Origin of the sequence: Paenibacillus sp. LK1 (genome assembly GCF_002750415.1) — a bacterium.
GTDB classification, from domain to species: Bacteria; Bacillota; Bacilli; order Paenibacillales; family Paenibacillaceae; genus Paenibacillus; species Paenibacillus taichungensis.
Genome location: NZ_PEII01000007.1, coordinates 223,306 through 246,727, shown reverse-complemented (window position 1 = coordinate 246,727; position 23,422 = coordinate 223,306). Strand labels below are relative to the sequence as shown.

20 protein-coding genes are annotated in these 23,422 nt (G+C 49.2%); 8 read left to right on the top strand and 12 right to left on the bottom strand.

The window, feature by feature from the left end; all coding sequences use genetic code 11:
* The 6 genes from CS562_RS17340 to CS562_RS17315 form a co-directional block, all read right to left on the bottom strand.
* Nucleotides 1-759: a lysophospholipid acyltransferase family protein gene (locus tag CS562_RS17340; RefSeq protein WP_099857491.1), complete on the bottom strand. Its 759-nt coding sequence runs from the start codon at nt 757-759 to the stop codon at nt 1-3.
* Nucleotides 728-1,495, bottom strand: a complete 768-nt coding sequence (locus tag CS562_RS17335; RefSeq protein WP_099857488.1) for a carotenoid biosynthesis protein — start codon at nt 1,493-1,495, stop codon at nt 728-730. The genes CS562_RS17340 and CS562_RS17335 overlap by 32 nt, the downstream gene beginning before the upstream one ends.
* Nucleotides 1,495-2,367, bottom strand: a complete 873-nt coding sequence (locus CS562_RS17330; RefSeq protein ID WP_099857486.1) for a phytoene/squalene synthase family protein — start codon at nt 2,365-2,367, stop codon at nt 1,495-1,497. Before CS562_RS17330 ends, CS562_RS17335 begins: the two co-directional genes overlap by 1 nt.
* Entirely contained in the window at nt 2,364-3,827 is a 1,464-nt protein-coding gene (locus tag CS562_RS17325) for a phytoene desaturase family protein (protein WP_099857484.1), read from the bottom strand. Before CS562_RS17325 ends, CS562_RS17330 begins: the two co-directional genes overlap by 4 nt.
* A complete protein-coding gene (locus tag CS562_RS17320) occupies nt 3,824-5,374 on the bottom strand; it encodes a phytoene desaturase family protein (protein WP_099857482.1) in 1,551 nt (516 codons plus the stop codon). The genes CS562_RS17325 and CS562_RS17320 overlap by 4 nt, the downstream gene beginning before the upstream one ends.
* Before the next feature lie 289 nt (nt 5,375-5,663).
* The gene (locus CS562_RS17315) at nt 5,664-6,596 is read right to left on the bottom strand and encodes a MerR family transcriptional regulator (protein WP_099857696.1); all 933 of its coding nucleotides are present in this window, start codon (nt 6,594-6,596) and stop codon (nt 5,664-5,666) included.
* Nucleotides 6,597-6,827: 231 nt separating this feature from the next.
* Here CS562_RS17315 and CS562_RS17310 point away from each other — a divergent pair, with 231 nt between their 5' ends.
* The 8 genes from CS562_RS17310 (at nt 6,828) to CS562_RS17275 (ending at nt 16,517) form a co-directional block, all read left to right on the top strand.
* Nucleotides 6,828-8,306, top strand: a complete 1,479-nt coding sequence (locus CS562_RS17310; protein ID WP_076287568.1) for a phospholipase D family protein — start codon at nt 6,828-6,830, stop codon at nt 8,304-8,306.
* Between the two features lie 125 nt (nt 8,307-8,431).
* Nucleotides 8,432-9,055 carry a TetR/AcrR family transcriptional regulator gene (locus CS562_RS17305; RefSeq protein ID WP_076287567.1) on the top strand — a complete coding sequence of 208 codons (624 nt, stop codon included), beginning with the start codon at nt 8,432-8,434 and terminating at the stop codon, nt 9,053-9,055.
* Nucleotides 9,052-9,393, top strand: a complete 342-nt coding sequence (locus tag CS562_RS17300) for a DMT family transporter (RefSeq protein ID WP_024632750.1) — start codon at nt 9,052-9,054, stop codon at nt 9,391-9,393. The genes CS562_RS17305 and CS562_RS17300 overlap by 4 nt, the downstream gene beginning before the upstream one ends.
* Nucleotides 9,393-9,707, top strand: a complete 315-nt coding sequence (locus CS562_RS17295; protein WP_099857480.1) for a DMT family transporter — start codon at nt 9,393-9,395, stop codon at nt 9,705-9,707. Before CS562_RS17300 ends, CS562_RS17295 begins: the two co-directional genes overlap by 1 nt.
* Before the next feature lie 132 nt (nt 9,708-9,839).
* Nucleotides 9,840-9,971 carry a hypothetical protein gene (locus CS562_RS33480; RefSeq protein WP_256716718.1) on the top strand — a complete coding sequence of 44 codons (132 nt, stop codon included), beginning with the start codon at nt 9,840-9,842 and terminating at the stop codon, nt 9,969-9,971.
* Nucleotides 9,972-10,252: 281 nt separating this feature from the next.
* The gene (locus tag CS562_RS17285) at nt 10,253-11,200 is read left to right on the top strand and encodes a TetR/AcrR family transcriptional regulator (RefSeq protein WP_099857478.1); all 948 of its coding nucleotides are present in this window, start codon (nt 10,253-10,255) and stop codon (nt 11,198-11,200) included.
* 40 nt (nt 11,201-11,240) lie between these two features.
* Nucleotides 11,241-14,459 carry an efflux RND transporter permease subunit gene (locus CS562_RS17280; protein ID WP_099857477.1) on the top strand — a complete coding sequence of 1,073 codons (3,219 nt, stop codon included), beginning with the start codon at nt 11,241-11,243 and terminating at the stop codon, nt 14,457-14,459.
* Nucleotides 14,460-14,828: 369 nt separating this feature from the next.
* On the top strand, nt 14,829-16,517 hold the full coding sequence (locus CS562_RS17275) for a PucR family transcriptional regulator (protein WP_099857475.1): 1,689 nt from the start codon (nt 14,829-14,831) through the stop codon (nt 16,515-16,517).
* A gap of 4 nt (nt 16,518-16,521) precedes the next feature.
* Here CS562_RS17275 and CS562_RS17270 read toward each other — a convergent pair whose 3' ends face one another.
* From CS562_RS17270 to CS562_RS17245, 6 genes are all read right to left on the bottom strand, one after another.
* Nucleotides 16,522-16,749: a hypothetical protein gene (locus tag CS562_RS17270; protein ID WP_076287563.1), complete on the bottom strand. Its 228-nt coding sequence runs from the start codon at nt 16,747-16,749 to the stop codon at nt 16,522-16,524.
* 5 nt (nt 16,750-16,754) lie between these two features.
* A complete protein-coding gene (gene hydA, locus CS562_RS17265) occupies nt 16,755-18,194 on the bottom strand; it encodes a dihydropyrimidinase (protein ID WP_099857473.1) in 1,440 nt (479 codons plus the stop codon).
* Complete coding sequence (gene preA, locus CS562_RS17260; protein ID WP_099857471.1) at nt 18,191-19,486, bottom strand: NAD-dependent dihydropyrimidine dehydrogenase subunit PreA; 1,296 nt, start codon at nt 19,484-19,486, stop codon at nt 18,191-18,193. The genes hydA and preA overlap by 4 nt, the downstream gene beginning before the upstream one ends.
* Nucleotides 19,487-19,753: 267 nt before the next feature.
* Complete coding sequence (locus CS562_RS17255; RefSeq protein WP_099857694.1) at nt 19,754-21,121, bottom strand: NAD(P)-dependent oxidoreductase; 1,368 nt, start codon at nt 21,119-21,121, stop codon at nt 19,754-19,756.
* Nucleotides 21,122-21,181: 60 nt separating this feature from the next.
* Nucleotides 21,182-22,063 (bottom strand): nitrilase-related carbon-nitrogen hydrolase, encoded by an 882-nt coding sequence (locus CS562_RS17250; RefSeq protein WP_099857469.1) that lies wholly within the window; start codon nt 22,061-22,063, stop codon nt 21,182-21,184.
* 45 nt (nt 22,064-22,108) lie between these two features.
* Complete coding sequence (locus CS562_RS17245; protein ID WP_099857467.1) at nt 22,109-23,389, bottom strand: M20 family metallo-hydrolase; 1,281 nt, start codon at nt 23,387-23,389, stop codon at nt 22,109-22,111.
* Nucleotides 23,390-23,422: the final 33 nt, after the last annotated feature.

Here is a 23,422-nt window from a genome sequence, read left to right as displayed (position 1 = left end):
CTAACGGTTCACCCGCTTTCGTGCCGCATCGTATTTTTCACTTGTTGAACGCACATGCCGAATCAGTGGAAAAGCACCCGGCAAACTCCCCTGCCCGATGCGTACCAGCTCTGATTTATGATCATTCAACTGCTTCTCCAGCACCCTGCTCAATCTGGTCGCAATCTCTTCACTCTTCCATGCCTTCCATTCTTCTATCACAGGCGTACCCACCTGCATCGATACCTCCGGCAAATCATGCTGAACCATGCCATGACACAAAGTCACAGGTACAGCTACGGCGCGTGGGGAGCGGCGTAGCAACAAACCAATGCCTGGGCGAAACTCAATTGGCCTGGCATCCTGATGCAGAATTTCCCCTTGGGGAAAGATCCAGACCCTTTTGCCGGAGTGAAGCAGCTCGGTCGTATATTGCAAGGAGGTTCGAATACCGGACGCATCCTCCTTGTTGATTGAATACGCGCCCAGTTTACGGAAAAAGGCATATTGTCGCAGCTGCTCTTCTTCCATCATGACATAATGATCGCCTCGGGAAGTCTGCTGCGATGCATGATAGAGCAGTAGACCATCCCACCAGGAGCTGTGGTTCATGAAATAGATGACCGGTTGATCCGGTTCCATTGGTGAACCCGTATTCGGTAACAGCGGGTCCAATGAACCTGATAGTGTAAATGAGCGAAAACGTCTCCGCAGCAAATAATAATGATTGTATAAGGAAAAAATCCGGTTAAACGGTTTTGATTTTACGGCGCGAATCATATAGCCAGCTCCCCTCAGCAAGAAGCACACCTACAATAGCAATGATGAAGCTGCCCGTAATTCCTTCTTTGAGAGCTAACAACCCAAACAAAAGAATAAACAGCTGATACAACCACTTCGCACGCAGCAATGAGCTTCGATCTGAAGGCATTGCGGGAAGAAACAAAGAGAGAAACGCTCCCATTACAAACCAGCTTATGTAATTGGTCCAGGGCACACCGTAGAATCCACCTGGAGCTTGCCATTGCCAGAATCCTCTGGCATGCGCAACCGGGTCCAGCACCAGGTCGAGCACGATAGCCCAAAATCCGGTCTTAACCGCCCGAATCAGCTTGCCAGTCCAGGTCGATCCACCGCCACTGAGCAGAGCCGAGTTACCTACCACGGCAATCCAGGCGAAGCCTAATGTAACGGGTACACTGAACAGGTGGATTCCGAAGAAGTCCGAATACGAATATTCGCCAAAGGGCCAGTGTGTATGCACGCCGACCCATTCTACCCCCATGCCACCCAGCCATATAATAAAGGAAACCACCCAGAGTTCAGGTTTCATCCAAATGACTGACTGGTCGGACAACCCTGACCGTTTCCGTCCTTGATATATCAGATCCAGCACATACAGTGCATAGAAGATTAGAAACAATCCGTTGGAGAAGGACAGTACATCCGGAACACCGATCGTCAGCATCAGTACCGCTCCGATGATATACCACGCCCAGTACAGGCCCTGAAGCATCAGGATACCGCCGTGCGGGAGGCATGGTAAGCCAGCATTGGATAACGTTTCACAATGGCACCCAGCATCTCCAGTTTCAGTTCATCACTGACAAATGCACGCTTCGTATACACGTCATAGTCGTTGCGCTCAACCGCATGCAGAATAGTCGAATAAAAGGCTGCTGCCAGCTCAATCGCAAATGCACTTTCGGTTGGATACGTATCCAGACGGTCCATACCGATACGGAACCAGCCCAGGGCAGCTGCTTTTAATTCATGAATAATGGCTTTAAACCTTTCATCAACAACACCGTTAGCCCAATCCTGTTCGGAATATCCATGCTTCTCCATCAACTCCAGCGGAACATAGCGGCGGAGCCTTGCCCGGTCTTCACCCACATCACGGATAATGTTGACGATCTGCATACCTTTGCCCAGCGCAATCCCGTTCATCGCAACGTCTGCACCGTTATCATCCCGCAATACAGGTAGCAACATCTCGCCCACGGTTCCGGCAACCAGATAACAATACTGCTCCAGTTCCTCCATTGATGTATAATGCGTTAATTTAAGATCGGTTAATTGACCGTCCATTTGACGAAAAAAAGGTCCCTTGTCTAGATGAGGGAAACTTGTAAACAGCCATCGTAATGCCGGCCAAATAAAGTGTCCTTCCGCTTCTTCCAACAGATTGAACAGATGGCGAATTTCATGAATCGTATAGGGCGACTGCTCCGGCTCATCCACACTGTCATCGATCATACGGCAAAAAGCATAGATCACGTACACGGCCTCGCGGCGTGGGCTGGTCAGACCTCTGAAGGCTTGATAAAAAGATGACGAGCCCTTTTGCATTAATTCCTCACACTTGTTCAAAATCGCTTCATTCATGTTTCCATCTCCTTCATGAGTAGATTCACTGCCATCCGTGCACTTTGCATCACAATAGGAACCCCGCCTCCCGGATGTACAGAAGCTCCAGCTGCATATAGTCCCCGGATTGCCGGGAACGGCTTCGGTTGCGGACGATATACACCGGATTGAAACAATACGGGTGCAATGCCAAAGCTGCCGCCGCCATACAGCCCGTCACGCTCAGCGTCAGCGGGTGTACGTATTTTTTGCCACTTAATCGCTTCACGAAGTCCCGGAAATCCGCGTTGCTCCGCTTCTTCCAGTACACGCTCTGCCAGCGCCTCGCTCTCCCGAGACCAGTCGACACCATTGGCATCCGGCACCGGAATAAGGAAGTACAACACACTCTGACCTGGCGGAGCTGCCGTCTCGTCCAATGCAGCCGGATTAAATACATAAAAAGAGGACTTCGCCGGAATGCGGCGCTGGTCGAACACTTCCCGTAAACTGCCGTCCAGACTTGGAGGCAGGAAAAACTGATGCGTCGTTGCATCATCCCACGTTTTGTCTACACCCGCGTAGATCAACACACATCCCGATGAGGGACGATATGGCTTTCGTTTGCGTGAACCATCAGGCGTCTGACCAAGCAGACCCGACAGATGGGGGAAATCGCCATTGTAGATAACTGCATCCACATTTTCTGCGCCTGCGGCGGTTTCTATACCTTCGCATACACCATTTTTAATATTCAGTCCCGTCACTTCGGTGTTTAATACGATGCGACCACCACGTGATATCAGTTCCTGTTCCAGTATGGTAGGTAATGCAGCATAGCCGCCTTTCACCATCCAGATGCCATATTCGTGCTCTGCATAAGGAAGCAGAGAGTAAATCCCCGGCGTACCGAAGGGAGATCCACCAATATAAAGACTTTGCAGCGAATATGCATCCAATAGTTCCTCATGCTGAAAATAATCACCTACAGCCTTCCGTACACTCTTGTGTGCGCGTAATCGGCCCATCAAGGACATCAGAGACGGAGTGAAGAAATCCCTTTTTCGCGGAAAAGCCCGTTCCAGAAACGCAGCCCGTCCCGCAGGAAACAGCGTGTCCATATCTTTCATAAATTTTGAGAATCCCTGACTTTCTCCAGGGAAGAGACGTTCAATCTCTTCGGCCTGCTGTTCACGTGCCGTCATTTTGGTCATCACACGACCGCTGCTATAATGCACCCTGTACAATGGATCACAACGCAGCAGCTCAATCTTCGAACGATCCACCCCTGCTTCCTCCAAAATGCCAAGCAGCATCTCAGGCAGAAGTACGATGGTCGGGCCTTGATCGATCCGATAGTCCCCTTCCTGCTCATAGCCGATACGACCACCAACTCTGGAACCCCGTTCATATACGGTTACGTCCCAACCCTGTCGATTCAGAAGCAACGCTGAAGTCAGTCCGCCAATACCCGCACCTACAATGGCTGCCCGTTTCATGAATGGCCTCCTGCTTCCGCCGTTTTCACATACGAGGATGGTTTTGAGCGCTTGCGAGCGTCCTCTTCCTGGATCAGCTTCACGCTGATTCGAGCTGATTCAAAGATGGTCGGCAATCCACTGCCCGGATGTGTTCCACCACCCACCAGCCACAACCTTTTCAACTCTTCAAACTGGTTATGCGGTCGCAGGTACATCATCTGCCCAAGATTATGAGCCATATTAAATGTTGCTCCACGGTACACGTCGAGTTCATTTTGCCAATCCAGCGGTGTAAACATCATGGATTCTTCAATACGACTGCGGATGTCTGACAACTCAGGAATCGATTCCATCCGCTTCATCATCGCCTCCCGCACATTCTCCCGTTCGATCTCCCAATCGATGTCTCCGGTAAGGTTCGGCGTAGGCATGAGAACATATAATGCAGATTTTCCTTCCGGTGCGAGCGTCGGATCGAGTCTGGAAGGGTTATGAATATAGAGGGATGGATCCGCAGACAGCACTTTATGCTTCGTAATCTCGTCGACGTTAAGTCGATAGTCCTCGGGAAAATAGATGGAATGATGCGGTAAATCCACTTCACCGTCCACACCCAGATACAGCATGGCTGTGGAGCATGAGAATTTTTTACGCTTCATTTTCTCTGGTGTATATTTCTTAAGTACGCCAGGTTCAAACAGATGGTTCACGGCATGCGCAAAGTCCGCATTAACGACGACATGATCTGCTTCAATGCGTTCGCCATTTTCAAGCAATACGCCTTCTGCACGACCATTGCGAACAATGACCTGTTTGACCGGACAGGATGTATGTATTCGTCCTCCATATTCTTCAACGACATCAGCCATAGCTTGAAATACGCGATTGACGCCGCCAATAGGGTGAAACAAACCATAGTTGTGCTCAATAAACGACAGAATCGTAAACGTACCCGGGCAATCCCATGCAGACATGCCAAGGTATTTGGATTGGAACGTGAATGCCCAGCGCAAGCGCTCATCCGTGAAATAGCGGGACAGAATGCCATAGACCGTATTGTTAATATCGAGTTTTGGCAGAGCTGTCATGGCATCTCTTCGCAAATAATCCGCCAGCTTGCCGAAAGGTCTGCGCAGCAAAGGCATAACTTTGCCAAATTTCACTTCCTCTTCCTGCATGAATCGAAGGTAATTGTCCTCGTTGCCGGGGAAAAGCTCCTTAATCTGTGCGGCTGTATCTTCACGGTTACGTGAAGGCTTAAACACCTTATCGCCAAAGTTCAATGCATATAGCGGAGTCAGCTCTTTCATCTCCACATAGTCGGATAATTGGCGTCCCACAACATCGAACATCTCTTCAATCAGCTGAGGCATCATCAAAAACGTCGCACCCCGGTCGAACCGATATTCGCCCAGCTCCAGTCTGGAAGAACGTCCCCCGATGACTGGCTGTTTCTCATATACATCTACTTCGTACCCCTGGCCGGACAATAACATCGCTGCTGCAAGTCCACCCGGACCTGCACCAATGACTGCTGCACGTTTACGTTGCTGATTCGGTATCATGCCACTCACCTTTCCTATGTTAAGAACTATCTCTAGTACTATAGTCTCTAACCTATTATTAAACCGCCCTTGAACTGTTCAAGCGGGTAAACGCAAAAACATTATACAAATGTAGTACAAATATTATACAACCTATTAAATCAAAAAATGACCCGCTGGTCAAATTCTCTATTAAGATATTTTAGAAAGCAAAAAAAACACCCTCCGCGCTCTTGCGTCAAAGGATGTCCTGTATATCTAAACCTATACATTTTATTTTAAAATACATTTTCAAAAAGATACGAATCCGTTATCTTCGCCCAGGCGAATGTTCAACAAAATACTCACGTTCCATCCATGATTGCCAATCCGCTGAATCTCCGGGCATAATCCACTGCGGATAACGTGCGTTCTCTGCACGCTCATAGCCCTTCCCTCCAAGTACAAAGCGCATATCAGGGAACTCGTCCAAAATTCGTCCTATGAGTTGATCACACCGTTCAAGCAGTTCTGAACTGGTAATCGAAAGACAAATCAACCGAATTTTCTGCTCCCGGATAATTGGGTATATTCCTTCTTCAGGTGTGTTAGCTCCGAGATAGAGCACTTCTGCACCATTTTTACGCATAAACAGGGAGAACAACAATAAGCCAACCTGATGATGCTCCCCTTCCGGGCACAAGGCTAGAACTTTGGGCAGATGCGGATAGATCGGGAACAGATGGAAAAACTGATAAAAGCGCTGTGAAATCAATTGAGTCATAAAATGTTCTTGAGCGACCGAAGCCCTGCCCTGCTCCCACGCATCCCCAACACGAACGAGAATTGGCACCAGCACATGATAAAACATTGAATCATATCCGTACATGGTGAAGCCAAAATCAATCAAACCATTGGCCCGTTCGCCCTGAAAGTTGTATAACGAGTCGTAGATCTGATCGGCTATACGTACATATGCCTCTTCCATCGTGGGTACTGGTGGCGTAAATGACGTAGGCACTGCAGCAGCTTCCTGTGAACTGGTTTTGTTCACCTTCAGCATGCGTACCGCTTCCGAAATATTGGTCTGGTGCCGCTCCACTTGCTCTTTCAACCAGCGCAGATCTGCAACGTTCTCTTCCGTGTACAAGCGATAACCCGATTCCGTCCGCTCAGGGGTGACCGCACTGTACCGATTCTCCCAAGCCCGGAGCGTTACCGTCGGAATACCCAGCATGGCAGCGACTTGTTTGATGGAATACACCTTATTACCTACTTTCTTTCCTGAAATAGCCGGACTTTCATAGGTTAAACGAATCCTTATCCCGTCCTTGTCAGGTATATGCAAATCCGAACATTCCACAAAAATAATACACTCATTATACACAACGCTCATATGCATGTCGATTGAATCGATCGAATTGGTTTTGCACTGCTTCAATGTTGTCATCCGGGTGGTAATAGAAGTCAGCAAGTTCAGAAAGGGGAGTTATTGTTGTTTTCTTATTATCGCCGCCAGACATCAGGCCGCAAGTCTTCACGCGGCAAATTTCCATACATACGAACAGGTCTCGTACTACTGGTCCTATGGCTCATCGCCGTCATGCTATACCAGACCTATAAACCTTTACCAGCCGGCGTTTCCTATGAAAGTCGTGAATACCGTGTGGATCAGGTGCAATTTCTGCATGATCTGACTTACCCCTCTGCTGACGGACAGATGGAGCACGAACAGCAGATCTTCCAGCGCATGCAACAGATCGTTGAAGACGCGGAACAGTTCGTCGTCGTTGATATGTTTTTATTCAATAACTACCAGCACAAAGGTCAGAGTTTTCCACCCGTCAGCACTGAGTTCACGGAAACACTCGTCGCCAAAAAAAATCAGAACCCGGACATGGATATCTGGTTCATTACGGATGAAGTGAACACCAACTATAACTCTGCACCCAATCCACTGCTAGAGCAGATGAAACAGGCTGGAATTCATGTAGTGATCACAGATGTAGACCCTTTACGCGATTCCACTCCCGTGTACTCCGCGGTCTGGCGAACCTTCTTCCAATGGTTTGGCCAATCTGGGAAGGGATGGATTCCGAACCTGATGGCAACCGACGGACCGGATGTCACCGTGCGTTCCTACCTTAAGTTGCTCAATGTGAAAGCCAATCACCGTAAAGTGGTGGTCAGTGAAAAAACGGCCATCGTCTCTTCGGGTAATATTCATGATGCCAGTGCCTACCATTCAAACATCGCTTTTGAAATAACTGGACCGATCATCGGCGATATCCTTGAGTCGGAACAGGCTGTGCTGAATTTCTCAGGCGGGGGAAAACTTCCTTCCTATACAGCTCCTTCTACAGATCCGAATAAGGGAGATTTGCGAATTCGTTATCTAACGGAGGGCAAAGTGAATGACGCGGTGCTCCATGAGATCAATCAATCGGCAAAAGGGGACACCTTGTGGATGGGCATGTTCTACATTGCTTCCCCCAAAGTATTGGACGCCCTGCTCGAAGCCTCGAAACGGGGAACCGAGATACGGCTTGTACTCGACCCGAACGAAAATGCCTTTGGTCAGGAGAAGACTGGTATTCCCAATCGCCCTGTAGCTGCTGAGTTACATGATAAATCAGATGGCAAAATCCAAATTCGCTGGTATAACACAACAAAGGAACAATATCATACCAAGATGATGTATATTGCCAAAGCTACCGGGGATCATATCGTCCTTGGAGGATCGACCAACTTCACCCCCAGAAACATGAATGATTATAATCTGGAAAATGACCTCTGGGTTGCTGCCCCACCAGACAACTCATTCACTCATGATGTCGCGAATTATTTTGACCGGATATGGAATAATGAAGATGCCGAGTTCACCCTGGACTTGGATGAATTTCAGGAGAAGACTACATTTTTGAAAGAAATCGTATATAAGCTGCAGCTGATTTTGGGTTTAACGACCTTCTAATTGAAAATGAAATCTCTAGCATAAACCCGCCTGTACACTATCGTGCAGGCGTTTTTTGTGGCTTGACAGGGAATATAAAGTGTGAAAATATAGGTTACCTAACGACCGTTAGGAAGGTGAGAATAATGACTGCACATTTGATTCGGGATGCAGCCCTGTTCCATTTTGCAAGAGATGGATATGAAGGAGCCTCCTTAAGAGCAATTGCTGACGAAGTCGGGATTAAAAAACCGTCCATATATGCACATTTTAGCGGCAAGGATGACCTGTTTTTGCAAACCCTTGCGCATGCGTTTAAGGATGTTCAGCGTCGAACGTTGGAATATTTTCGTGATCACGCCGATCTGCCACTGGAACAAAGGTTGAAGGGTTTACTGATATGGTTTGAGCAGGAGTATAACTGTAATGCCTCTGCTCGTTTTATGCTGCGTATGTGTTACTTCCCGCCGCTTTCGCTATATAGCGAAGTGATGGATCTCGTTTATCCGTTTCTGGACGGTATGGAACGGTCACTGACACGAATGCTGCAAGGAGCGACGCGCAGGGGAGAACTACAGGCTGTTCCAGCAGAACAAGCTGCGATTACTTATATGACTTTTCTCGATGGCATCACAGTTGAGATTATTTATGGAAGTTCACGTCGATACCGAAGACGGATTGAAGCATCCTGGCCAGTCTACTGGCATGGCATTCATCATCTGAAACAAGAGGCACAGCCCGTTGTGCCGAAAGGAGATTCATCATCATGAACCGCAACTGGTTATATGTATTTATCGGAGGACTCATTGAAATTGTATGGGTAAGTGGGCTGAAACACGCCTCCAATGTTTGGGAGTGGGCTTTGACGGCCCTAGCCATCATCCTCAGTTTTGGATTAATCATCGCTGCTTCCAAAAGATTGCCTGTGGGAACGGTATATGCCGTATTTACGGGGATTGGTACTGCAGGTACGGTACTGACTGAAATGCTGCTATTTGGTGAAGCATTCTCACTCGCCAAAGTTTTGCTAATCGGTCTTTTGCTATGTGGTGTGGTCGGACTGAAATTGGTCACGGATCAACAATCAGCAAAAGGAGGTGAAGCATAATGGCTTGGATGGCAATTGTGGGTGCAGGCATATGTGAAATTTTTGGCGTCATCGGCATTAATGGTGCTTCTTCCCGGAAGGGCTGGCCTTATATCGTGCTCATGCTTGTATCGTTCGTATTCAGCTTCTCCCTACTATCCTATGCGATGATGTCTATTCCCATGGGTACCGCGTATGCGGTTTGGACTGGAATTGGTACGGTAGGCAGTACGTTAACAGGGATGTTCCTGTTCGGTGAGCGGAAGGAAGCCAAGCGGCTGCTGTTTATTGCCATGATTTTGGTGGCGGCAATCGGATTGAAACTGATTACGTAAATACCTTCATTATATTTTTTATAATATTTAATTATTAATAAAGACGACTTCGTTCAGGAAGTCGTCTTTTTGGGATATGATATAAAAGGAAACCTCCTCACACTCTGTTACGTAAGAAAGGATGTCGTGATGATGAAGAAATTGTTCGCGCGCATGGGTTCTTTTACCGGTTACTTCTTTCTGATCGCTGTCGGAGCCTTTTATTTGTTTGCTCTTGTAGCCATCATCCTTCTAGCCATTTACGTCTTTAAGGGCGGAGCCTGATATAGACTATTTTGAACTCATCCTATTCAGCTTGCTCGCCCTAACTAACCTGAGTACTCATACTTATCATACATATTGCAATGAACATTCGTCGCTCATTATATAGCCTTTATGGCGTCTACATGTTATAGGAAAAATGCTCCAATCCCCTCATATTACGCCTCTTCTTTTTCCATTTTTCTCCCATTTGAATTCCGTTGTCTTTATCGTTTATACTTGGTTTGACCCTAAAGTCAATTCAAGAACTCGTAAGTTCCGTAGGTGAGGTGGATGTATCGTTAATGAACCCTATCCATGAAATGAATGAGAAGAAAAAGCTCATTATTACCACAGCACTCAAGCTGTTCTCAGCCAAAGGTAGTGCTGCAACCTCCATGCAGGAGATTGCAGAGATATGTGGGATGTCAAAAGGAAGCCTCTACCTCATGTTCAAATCCAAAGAGGAATTAGAGGCCAGCACGATGGAATACTGCATATTCACGCTCATGGACGAAATGTCCCAGATTGAACATGAAGCTGGGCTCACTTCGAGAGAACGTCTGCACAAACAGATTGAAACACTGCTTGTCCATGTATCCGAGCTGAAGGAATTTTTACGCGTGCAAATGCGCAGCATGATGATGGATGAAGAGCAGCATCGCAAGGAAAAGTGCAAACCGAAAAACAAGGATCTGGAGATCCGTACCCTGCACTGGTTTAAGGACAAACTGGAGGATCTGTACGGACCGGAGATTGAACCCTATACCATAGACCTTATCATGCTCACGCATGGTCTGTTCCTCTCCTACGTCAAAATCTGGTTTACGGAAATGCCTTCCCTTACCGTATCCAAGATGGCAAGCAACATGCTGCAAACGATTGATTATGCAGCTCGCGGATTGCTCGATCAACGCCCCGCCCCTCTGGTTCCTTTGGAACATTGGCCAGCATGGAGCAGCGATTCAGATACAGATTCGACAATGATGCGTCACCCCATTCATATCATCAAACAAATGAAGGATATCATCACTTCTGATATGCCTCCAGGGCAATTACGCAATGACGCGCTGGAGACCATCGCCATCCTGAGACAGGAAATGATGGAATTCACACCGCGACGTGCCATTATTCTGGGCATGATGCGCAACCTGGATCAGATTCTTGTCATCCAGCCATTGCACTCCGAGCTTCAGCATATTATGGATGCCATGTATAGCCGGTTTATCCAAGCTGACTCGTCACAACAATAAAGAAATATAGGGAGAAACAGAGAGGAGAAGAAACCATCGTATGAAAGGAATTATTAATTTTTCACTGAACAACAAGTTTGCGATCTGGATTCTGACCATCATCGTTTCCTTCGCCGGTTTGTACAGCGGACTGACGATGAAACAGGAGACCATTCCAAACATCAATGTGCCATTCTTGAGTGTTACGGCCATTGATCCAGGGGCAGCTCCTGAAGGTATTATCGAGGATGTCACCAAACCACTCGAACAGACCTTAAGAAATGTAGAGGGAATTAAGACACTCACCTCCACTTCCATGGAGAATGCCTCTTCCATCACCCTCGAATTTGATTATGGTACCGATCTGGATAATGCTACCGCAGCGGTTCGCGAGGCACTGAATGAGGTGCAGTTGCCGGATGGTGTACAGAAACCAACCATTTCCAAGTTCAGCATCAACTCCTTCCCGGTTGTCTCGCTCAGCTTGTCTGACAAGGACGGCGGCGATCTGGAGCAATTGACTCGACTGGTTGAAACGGATATCCAGCCTGCACTTGAAGATATTGACGGTGTAGCTCAAGTCCAAGTTTCCGGCCAATATGTTAAGGAAGTTCAACTGAAGTTTGACCAGAAAAAAATGAATGAACTCGGTTTGACTGAAGATACAGTCAACGGCATCGTTCAAGGCTCTTCTGTCCGTGTACCACTCGGACTGTTCGAACTGGACAAAGCGCAGAAAGCTGTTGTTGTTGATGGCAATATCATCGATCTGGATGATTTGAAAAATCTCGCCATTCCAGTTGTACCAAGCAGTGCAGGAGCAGGCAGTGGTTCGGCCACAGCACCACAAGGCGCCGGCGCACAAGCTGGCGGGGCAGCTCAAGGCTCTGCACAAGGGTCTGACCAGGCTGCAGGACAAGCTGCTGGCGGAAATGCCAGTGTGGGCAGCACTTCAGGTGCCGCTAATGCACCTGGAATTCCAACGGTTAAATTAAGCGAGATCGCCAAAATTGAAGTCATTGGTCAGGCGGAATCCATTTCCCGCACAGACGGTAAGGAATCCATCGGGATCTCCATCGTTAAGTCCAATGATGCCAATACCGTTGATGTCGTGAAGGCGGTTAAAGACAAAGCGGAAGAGTTGCAGACGCAATTCAAAAACGCAGAGTTGACTGTTTTGCTCGACCAAGGTAAACCTATCCAGGACTCCGTAAACACGATGTTGTTCAAAGCGATGTTTGGTGCTTTGTTCGCCATTTTGATTATTCTGTTGTTCCTGCGTGATATTCGTTCCACCATTATTTCCATCATCTCCATCCCGCTCTCCTTGCTCATTGCATTGACAGCACTGAATATGATGGACATTACGCTGAACATGATGACCCTGGGTGCCATGACGGTTGCGATTGGACGGGTTGTCGATGACTCCATCGTTGTTATCGAGAATATCTATCGTCGATTGACACTCAAGGGAGAGAAACTTAAAGGCCGTGATTTGATCCGGGAAGCTACTCGTGAAATGTTCATTCCGATCCTTTCTTCCACGATCGTAACCATTGCGGTATTCCTGCCGCTGGCACTGGTAAGTGGTATGGTCGGTGAGCTGTTCATGCCATTTGCCTTGACGATGGTCTTTGCTTTGCTGGCATCCCTGATTGTAGCTGTTACGATTGTACCTATGCTTGCACACACGCTGTTCCGCAAAGGTCTGAAGAACAAGCAGAATCATGAGGAAAAACCAGGCAAGATGGCGGAAGCTTACAAACGACTCTTGAACTGGACATTGTCACACAAACTTATCACCGTCGGCGTTGCTGTATTGCTGCTTGTCGGCAGTTTGTTCCTGTATCCGTTCATCGGTGCAAGTTTCTTGCCGGAACAACAAGACAAATATGTGACCATTACGTACAGCCCGGAAACTGGAGCTTTGCGTGAAGATGTAGAAAAAGAAGCACTCGTAGCCGAGAAATGGTTGCTGACGCAGCCAGGTCTGGAGAAAATGCAGTATTCCATCGGCGGCAGTAATCCACTGAGCAGCATGGGTGGAGGTAGCTCCAACTCTGCTCTCTTCTATATCGAATATAACGAAGATACGAAAGACTTTACAAAAGTGAAAGAACAGCTTGTGGAAGGTCTGAAGAAAGAAGTGACTGTAGGAACCTGGAATGAGCTTGATATGTCCGGGGGTCTGGGAGGCAGCAGCTTAAGCCTTTCCATCTATGGTGACAATGTAGATCAGATCAAACCTGTCTCGGATGAAATTCTGAAACTGGTTGAAGCAGATACCGAATCTTTTGAAAAAGCCGACACTACGCTCTCCGATACCTACGGGCAATACACGCTCGTCGCGGATCAGGAGAAACTGAGCTCGCTGGGTCTGACAGCTGGCCAACTGGCTATGACGCTCAGTCCTGCACGTGAACGCCCTGTGCTCACAGAAGTGGATATCGAGAACAAAACGTATAAAGTCTATGTAGAGACTGACAAAAAGACATTTACCAGCATTGCTGATATTGAAAACGAAAAAGTCACTTCACCACTCGGCATTGAAGTACCTATCAAAGATGTCGCGAAAGTGGAAGAAGGTACTTCACCGAACTCCATCATGCGTATTGATGGCAAAGTCGTTGTGCAGGTATCAGCCAACATTCTGGCTTCCGATGTGCAAAAAGCATCATCAAACTTGCAGGCGAACATCGACAAACTGGACCTGCCAGATGGTGTTGAAGTGAAATTTGGTGGTACAACCGAACAGATTAATGACACGTTTACCCAACTTGGTCTGGCCATGCTGGCAGCCATTGCGATTGTGTACTTTGTGCTTGTCGTTACGTTCGGTGGTGGACTGGCGCCATTTGCCATCCTGTTCTCCCTGCCATTTACCGTCATTGGTATTATGGTCGGCCTGTTCGTAGCTGGTGGTACGCTTGACGTATCTGCCATGATGGGTGGACTGATGCTTATCGGGATCGTGGTCACCAACGCCATCGTCCTGATCGACCGTGTTATTCACAAGGAAAAAGAGGGAATGCCTACTCGTGAAGCCTTGCTGGAAGCCGGAGCAACGCGTCTGCGTCCAATTCTGATGACAGCTCTGGCTACCATTGGTGCCTTGCTGCCACTGGTGACAGGACTTGAAGAAAGCGCAGGGATCATCTCGAAAGGTCTCGGTATTACCGTAATCGGCGGTCTGATCAGCTCCACGCTGCTGACTCTGGTTATCGTGCCAATCGTGTATGAGTTCCTGATGAAGTTCAAAAAGAAAAGAATTGAAGATTAATCGACACCTTCTGTTGATCAATAAATCATCATTCAGAATTAAGATGAACTTCTAACATAGAACACCCCTTAGTCCGCATTAGAATGGTTTGTACATTCTGATCTCCGGCTAAGGGGTGTTTTACATTTAGATACGATCTCTTGAATAGTCACAGCAACATTTACATGTTAGATAGATCTACATAGGAATAATCCCATTTGTTTTATTTCATAAAAGGAAGAGATCATTTTGTGAAATAAAACAAATGAACGTGAGATTTCAGCTCATCTGTTGTTAACAGACTTATAATCAAGACAAACGCTCTTCAGAAGCTCGACTTACAAAGCGGGTATGTAAACTGCATGTATTTGAGGGAAGGACGGTGGTTGTGTGGGGGAAACGACGCTGCATATTCAGATGAGAGACATGCTGAAACGTCCAGTGTTCCGCAAGGCTGAGGTACTCGCCAGTGAACGGGCATTGGAGCGATATGTGCGTTGGGTGCACATTATGGAGGTTACCGAAGTAGGTAACTTGCTGAATGGCGGGGAACTGGTGCTAACGACTGGCATTGGCTGGCAGGATGATGAAAAGCAGGGACTGTCTTTCATGCGCCAGTTAATTGCTCGTGGAGCTGCGGGACTCTGTATCGAACTGGGGGCTCACACCAAGTCCCAGCTCGGACCTATGAAGGAACTTGCAGCAGAAGAGGATTTTCCACTGATCTGGTTCCACGAACAAGTACGTTATATCGATATTACACAGGACCTGCATTTCGCCCTGATTCGCAGCCACCAGCGTATGCTCGCTGATCTCGACAGCCTCACTACCTCGTTCAACCAACTTCTTTTGAATGGAGACGGTGTACAACCACTGCTCCGACTGTTGTCTCGAACAACGGGTTACCCTGTAGCGCTATATCCACTGGATGGGGAAGCAAGTGCCGTTCCCTACTGCCCTCCAGCCCAATTGGAGATTCGTCGGCAGGAGTGGTTGTCACGTCGTGGTCATTCGGACGAGGGAGAGCATTTGGGAGATCATTCCGTGCAGAGGAATCATTCGGTGCATTCACCGGGTGCACTCACTCTGCCTGTACAGGCGCTTGATTATGCATTTGCCGATCTGGTGCTGATGCTCGACAAGCTGTCGGATCACGATCAGGATCTGCATAACAGACCCTCTGAAGAGTTCATCATCCAGGCACTGGAACGTTGTACAGCAGCCATTGCTCAGGACTGGATGCGCACCAAATACATGGAGGAAAAACGACGCTACAAGGAAGATATGTGGGTCATTGACTGGCTTAACGGACATCATTCAGCGAAAGAAATTCATGAATATGTATCTACCGCCAACGTCCAGCTTGCTACCGGAAAAGGTACCGTCATTTTGTTCGATAGCAATCCCAGCTACACAGACAGTCTCAAGCTGCAGAAACTGCTGATTCAACGTAACATCGTTGCCCGTTCCGTGTTCTCGCGGGAAGGATTTGCACTGTACAGCACGGTTTTAAACCACCAGATCATTCTGATTATTGTTGACCCTCTGCCTGGATCTCAGCGAAAAAGCAGTCTATGGCGCTGCATTGAACAGTTGCAGCAGCATGAGCAGGAACAGACCCATCGCCTCTTCTCGGGTCTGTTCGGCATCGGTCACAGCTGCTCTGATCTATCACGTCTGAAAGACAGTCTTGAGGCAGCAAAGGATACCCTGCGCATTCAGAAGGACATCGGTGTGATGCAGCAGCCCTTTTACAGCAATCTTCACTGTTATCGCATTATTGCCAGCATGAAGCAGAGCGGCAGTCTGGATGATTTCATTGAGGAATATCTCGGGCCAGTCATTCGTTATGATGCCGAAAAAGGCGGTCAGTTGTTACGTACGCTTAAACAATATTTTATTCTATGCTGCTCCAAGCAGGAGACGGCCACGGCTTTGTTTATTGTCCGACAGACGCTTTATCACAGATTGCACAAAATTGAGACACTGCTGGGTGATGACTACACCCTCCCCGAGAAACGTGTCGCCATCGAACTGGCTATCTATGCATACGAATACGTTCATGGACCACTCGCGTGACCTTCTACGCTCCTTTTTGCTCCTGAAGCTGCCTGATCAGGATATGACTGAACCACTTCCGCCCAGACGCCGTACCCACATATTGCTCCTGTTTTTCTCCGGGAAGGTCGGGGTGCCCCCACACGACATGAGCACCCTCCAGATGTTCCCGAACGGCATAAATGCGATAACCCTGTGCCACCATTCGTTCAATCGCTATCTTTTCCGCTTCAAATACTTCATGATCAGACATCAGCTTCACCCTCCATTCACTGCCGTCACAGGCTGTTTTACAGGTAATGGTGCATCGGCATCATATTTGTCACGCTTCACATAGCGACCCGCGCCTGCCACTCCGGCAAACTGCCGGTCCCGAATCACATATTCCCCGCGGCATAACACCGTCACTGGACATCCCTGAACCTGCATGCCCTCAAAGGCGCTATAGTCCACATTCATATGGTGGGTAGCTGCCGAAATCACCCTTGAGATCGATGGGTCAAAAATAACGATATCCGCATCTGTCCCCACAGCAAGGGTTCCTTTCTGCGGAAATAACCCAAATAACTTGCTTGCCCGTGTAGAGCATAAATCCACCCACTGATTAAGCGAAATCCGCCCCTTCACTACCCCTTCGGAATATAAAATGCTGAGCCGATCCTCAATGACAGGTCCGCCATTTGGAATTTTGCTGAAATCATCCCGTCCTAGATCCTTCTGTCCCTTGAAGTTAAACGAACAATGATCCGAGCCAATCGTCTGCAACTGACCGCTCTTGAGTGCATTCCACAGCACTTCCTGATGATGGGCTTCACGCAGCGGTGGGGACCAGACATACTTCGCGCCTTCAAAATCCGGTTGATCCATCTTCGATTGATCCAGGGTTAAGTACTGCGGACAGGTCTCGCCCCAGATTCGATAACCCATGTCTCGCATACGCGCGATCTGCTCCACGGCTTCAGCACAGGTGACGTGCACCACATAGAGCTGTGAATCGGCAAGTGCTGCCAATCGGGCCGCACGCCCTGTAGCCTCTCCTTCCAACACGGAAGGTCGGGTAAGTGCATGGTGGATCGGCTCGGTTCTTCCATCCGCCAGCGCCTGCCGGACCAGCAGATCAATAACATCGCCATTCTCAGCGTGCACCATGACGAGTGCACCGTACTCTTTGGCTTTTTGCAGCGTCTGAAAGAGAATGCCGTCATCGGCCTGGAACTGGTTTTTGTACGCCATGAACACCTTGAAGGAAGACACACCCTCTTCTTCAATGATCTGTGGCAGTTCCTCCAGCACCTGATCATTCATCTCGCCAATCATCAAATGAAACCCATAATCAATGGCGGCTTTGCCCTCGGCTTTGGTATGCCATTCCTGTAGGGATTCAAGCAAAGGTCGGCCTTTTTGCGTCAAACAGAAATCAATGACTGTCGTTGTGCCGCCGAAGGCAGCAGCTGCGGTTCCTGTTGCAAAATCATCCGCCGTCACCGTTCCGCCGAACGGCATATCCAGATGAGTATGCGGATCAATCCCGCCAGGGATGACATAACAGCCAGATGCATCCACAACCTCCGTTCGTTCATCCGGCACAAGTCCCATGCCAATCTGCACGATCTTTCCGTTTTCAATGTAGATATCCGCTTCAAACGTATCCGACGCTGTGACCAACATTCCATTACGAATCAATTTGCGGGTACTCATGATATCGCCTCCTTGGTGGATTGATCTCTGGTCGATTGCAGCAGGGCAATCGCAGACTGACGGTCATTCCAGGTTAACGGTTCCTGTTCATGTGCGATCTCTACCATCTCAATTGCGCCGTCCACCGGACAGACAATCGAGCACAGATTACATCCGACGCAATCTTCCTCAACTACCTCCAGATAGGAGCCAAAGGGATCAGACAGCATATCAATACATTGATGCGAGGTGTCTTCGCAGGCGATATGGCATTTGTTGCAGTTGATGCAGACATCGCGGTTGATGCGGGCTACCACTTTGTAATTCAAATCGAGATTGCCCCAATCGGAATAACGCGGAACCGTTTGGCCAATCAATTCAGATACACTTCGCAGACCTTTCTCATCCAAATAATCGTTCAAGCCATCGATCATGTCCTCCACGATACGGAAGCCATGATGCATGGCTGCAGTACATACCTGGACCCCCGTCGCGCCCATAAGTAAAAATTCTGCGGTATCCCGCCAATCGGATATGCCTCCGATACCGGAGATGGGCACACCAACTGCAGGATTGCGCGCACACTCAGCAACCATGTTCAGCGCAATCGGCTTCACGGCCGGACCGCAATAGCCGCCATGCGCCCCTTTACCACCTACATGCGGCACGGTATTCCAGGAATCGAGATCCACACCCGCCAAGGAGTTGATCGTATTAATCAGGGAAATAGCATCCGCACCGCCGCGCACGGCCGCCCGGGCAGTCGCCGTAATATCGGTGATATTAGGCGTTAGCTTCACAATGACAGGTGTGGTCGCCACTTCCTTCACCCACATCGTCTGCAATTCGACCAGATCCGGTTGCTGACCAGACGCTGCTCCCATACCACGCTCAGCCATGCCGTGCGGACACCCAAAGTTCAGCTCCAGCCCGTCTACGCCGACAGCTTCGACTTTCTTCACAATCTCATGCCACTTCTCCCGTTTCGGTTCAACCATGAGTGAAGCAACCACTGCCCGATCCGGGAAACGCCTTTTGGTCTCGGCAATTTCCCGCAGATTCACCTCGAGCGGACGGTCGGATATTAACTCAATATTGTTAAAACCCGCGACGCGCTGTCCGCCAAAATGAACGGCTGCAAATCGCGAAGAGGTATTAATGATCGGCTCGCCCAACGTCTTCCAGACGGCACCACCCCAACCTGCTTCAAAGGCGCGCTGAACCTGGTATCCGGTATTCGTTGGCGGCGCCGAGGCCAGCCAGAATGGATTGGGCGATCGAATACCTGCCAGATTAATAGATAAGTCAGCCATAACGATCCCTCCTTGGTGTGGTTTGAACTCACAATGGTGTTTGTTTGAACTTCACAAGATAGACTGGAATCTCTCGTATGACCCAGGAATCCTGCTTGATCAGGGTTAGTATGAGTGATTGGTGTTGCCAACCTGCTGTTATAAACTGTTGGTGTACATTCTAACGAACCGTGCACCTTCTGTTTGGTGCACATGCGGTAGGTGAGCGTTTTAACGAATCGTAGAAGGCTTGGTGCATAAGATTCGTTAGCTATAACTAAATATATCTCATGCCGTCTCTTCCACCTGTCCGGGCAACGCCTTCATCACCGATGCAGCCGCCAGCTTGCCCTGCTGTGCAGCGGAGACCACCATCGCTTCGCCCTGCCCCTGTCCGAAGATAACATCTCCTGCCGCGTAGATCTGTGGATGGGACGTACGGTACGTCTGTGGTTCCACTTCAACAACGCCCCAGTGATGACGCAGGCCAAATGCCTCAATTAATGGCAGCAAACGGTTCTGTCCAATGGCTCGAACAACAGTGTCACATTCAAGCATGAACTCCGATCCCTCTATCGGCACAGGCAGTGCCCGACCACCTCCAGGTGGAGTAACCAACTTCATTTTCACACACTCTATAGCCTGAACTCGCCCATTCTCGTCTCCAATAATGCGCTTCGGCATAGTGAACCAGCGAAATCCCACACCTTCCTGCTTCGCAAATGTATATTCAAAGGCATAAGCTGTCATCTGGCTCTCCCCGCGTCGATAAAGCATCTGCACACGCTCGGCCCCCAGGCGTACCGAACAGGTCGCTGCATCCACTGCCGTATTGCCCGCACCAATAATGGCAACCTTCAGACCGTTCAGCGCCGGAGGCACACCCTGCTTCGTGGATTCCACTAGCTCAATGGCATCATAGACACCTTCCAGCGTCTCTCCTTCAATGCCAAGCATCGGAACAGCGCCCATCCCGCAAGCCAGAATAACGGCTTCGTGCTGTTCCAATAACTCTTCAGCGGACACATCCACCCCAATACGCACACCATACCGAATCTGCACACCCAGTGCCTGCACCTGTTCGACTTCCCATAAAGCTACGGATTCTGGCAGGCGAAAGGACACGATACCATACGTGTTCAGCCCTCCGCCTTTCGCTTTGGCTTCATAGATCGTCACCTCATACCCTGCACGCCCCAACTCTCTGGCCGCAGACAGTCCCGCTGGCCCTGCGCCTACAACTGCAACACTTCTTCCGTTGGCAGGCGCTGCCTTGAATAACGGTTCATTCTTCGTCCGTGCCCAGTCTGTTGCATATCGCTGCAAATCACCGATTCGAATCGGCTTGGATGACTCATTCAGTACACAAGCTCCTTCACACAGTTCCTCTGTGGGGCAGACCCGTGCACAGCTAGCACCAACCGGGTTGGCTTCCATAATGGTCCGAGCCGAGCCTTTGAGGTGACCTGTCGAGATTTTTTTGATAAACGAAGGAATATTAATGTCGGTTGGACACGCCTTGATACACGGTGCATCATAACAGTACAGACATCGGTTCGATTCCTCCATCGCTTCCTTGCCTGTCATTGCAGGCTTCATTTCGGTAAAACGACTCTCCCATCCGTAATCGGACAACGTTGCTCCTGTGCTGTTCATCATGTCTTACACCTCCAAGGTTGATCTCTGTTATCCCCAAATTTTCATTCCAGGCCACTGCTACAGGTTAACGAGATGTTCGTAGGTCTCAGGCCGTCGATCGCGGTAAAATTGCCACACATTGCGTACTTCCAGAATCAACTCCGTATCCATCACACCAATGATAACCTCATCCTGATCCCTGCTGCCCATGGCAACCATCCTGCCTCGCGGGTCCACCAGATACGACTGACCATAAAACTCACCCATATTCCATGGCGTTTCCACTCCCACTCGGTTAATGGCAGCCACATAATAGCCATTAGCTACCGCATGGGCAGGCTGCTCCAGCTTCCACAAATATTCCGATGTTCCGGCTACCGTTGCGGAAGGGTTGAATACAATCTCCGCACCAGCCAGCCCAAGAAGTCGTGCTCCCTCCGGAAAATGACGATCATAACAGATGTACACACCCACTCTGGCGTAGGCTGTATCAAATACCGGATAGCCCAGATTACCGGGTCTGAAATAATATTTTTCCCAGAATCCATTCGTGCCTTCGCCTGCTTCCACATGCGGAATATGATGTTTGCGGTATTTCCCCAGGTAGGAGCCATCCGCATCTATAACAGCCGCCGTATTGTAGTACGTAGCAATTCCTTCTACCTCATATACAGGCAAGATGATGACTACCCCGAGCTCCTTCGCAAGCTCCTGAAAACGCCTAGTCGTCGGTCCTTCCGGCACCTGCTCGGCAGATGCATACCACTTGGGGCTCTGCTCCGTGCAGAAGTATGGTCCGTAGAACACTTCCTGCAAGCCAATAATTTGTGCTCCTCGAGCAGCCGCTTCACGTACCAGCGCAATGTGTTTCTGAATGGCGGCCTCCTTATGCACTTCAACTGGGGCCGAGCCTTCAACCTCGTGCGAAGCCTGAATCAATCCGATACTGATTTTACCCATAATGTCACATCGCCTCCCTGGGAAATGGTTTGATATGAACAGCTTTTACACGTCCGTCCCGTTACTCGCAATTTCCGGGCTGCACATTTGCCTGATCGTGCGGTACAACACTTCTGTACCGAGAGCAATGTCCTCGGGCGAAGAATACTCACTTGGATGATGGCTGACCCCATCCTTGCTGCGAACAAAGATCATGCCATAGTCACACACGTAAGAAAGGGCAAGTGCATCATGGAACGGACCACTCATCAGCTCTGGTAAAGGCAGGCCGATCTCTTCGGCAGACGAGCGAATGGCATTTTTGATTCGTTCTGCACAATATCGCGGTTCACTGTTGGTATCTTCGGTCAAGGAGTAGGTCAGCCCATATTCCGAGCTAATGTCATCCAAGAGGCTCATTAACCTTCCTTCAAGCCGATTTCTGCGTTCCATCTCCATATCTCGCAAATCAACCGTAAAGCTGACTTGTTCAGGAATGATGTTGCGTGAGTCCGGGAAGACACTGAGGCTCCCCACGGTCCCTACTGTCGGAGCTTCCGGTTCTTCTCTGACCATATCGTCAAAAGCCGCAATGACCTTGGCGCTGCCCACCAGCGCATCATGACGCATCCCCATCGGTACGGAACCGGCATGCCCTGCCATGCCTTTCATTGTCACCGTGAGCCACAGCGGGCCAGAGATGCCAGTCACCAGACCTAACGGGGCGGCCAGCGATTCGAGAACAGGTCCTTGCTCAATATGCAGTTCCAGATAACTGCCAATAGAGCCAGCCGGATAGATCGCTTCGGCAAATTGTTCTGGTGCACAGCCAAAGGCCTCCAATGCCTCTCGTCGGGTCACCCCATTTTTGTCCTTTCGCTCCAATTCTCCCTCTTCCAACTGTCCGGTTATGCCACGTGAGCCAAATAATCCTTTGTTAAAACGCGAGCCCTCTTCATCACAAAAAGCAATGACCTCAATGGGCATCCGAGGGCGAATGTCTTGTTCCATCAGACACTGTACAGCTTCCAGCGCGCCAAGGACGCCGATGGCCCCATCATACCGACCGCCGTACGGCTGGGAATCGATATGTGAACCGATCATGAGGATCGGCAGGGACGAATCTGTACCTTCAAGGCGACCAATCAGATTGCCAAACGGATCAAGCCGAGTCACAAGCCCGGCCTCTTCCATCCAGAGGCGAACCTGGATAATGCCCTCCATATCTTCCGGAGTCAACGCGAGTCGGCAGACACCCGTCTCCACAATTCGGCCAATACAAGACAACTGTTCAATTCGATCATCCAGACGCAGCTGATTGATGATTTTCCCGGTAGTGGTCTGCAACCTCCATCGCCTCCTTACGCATATTCATAAGCA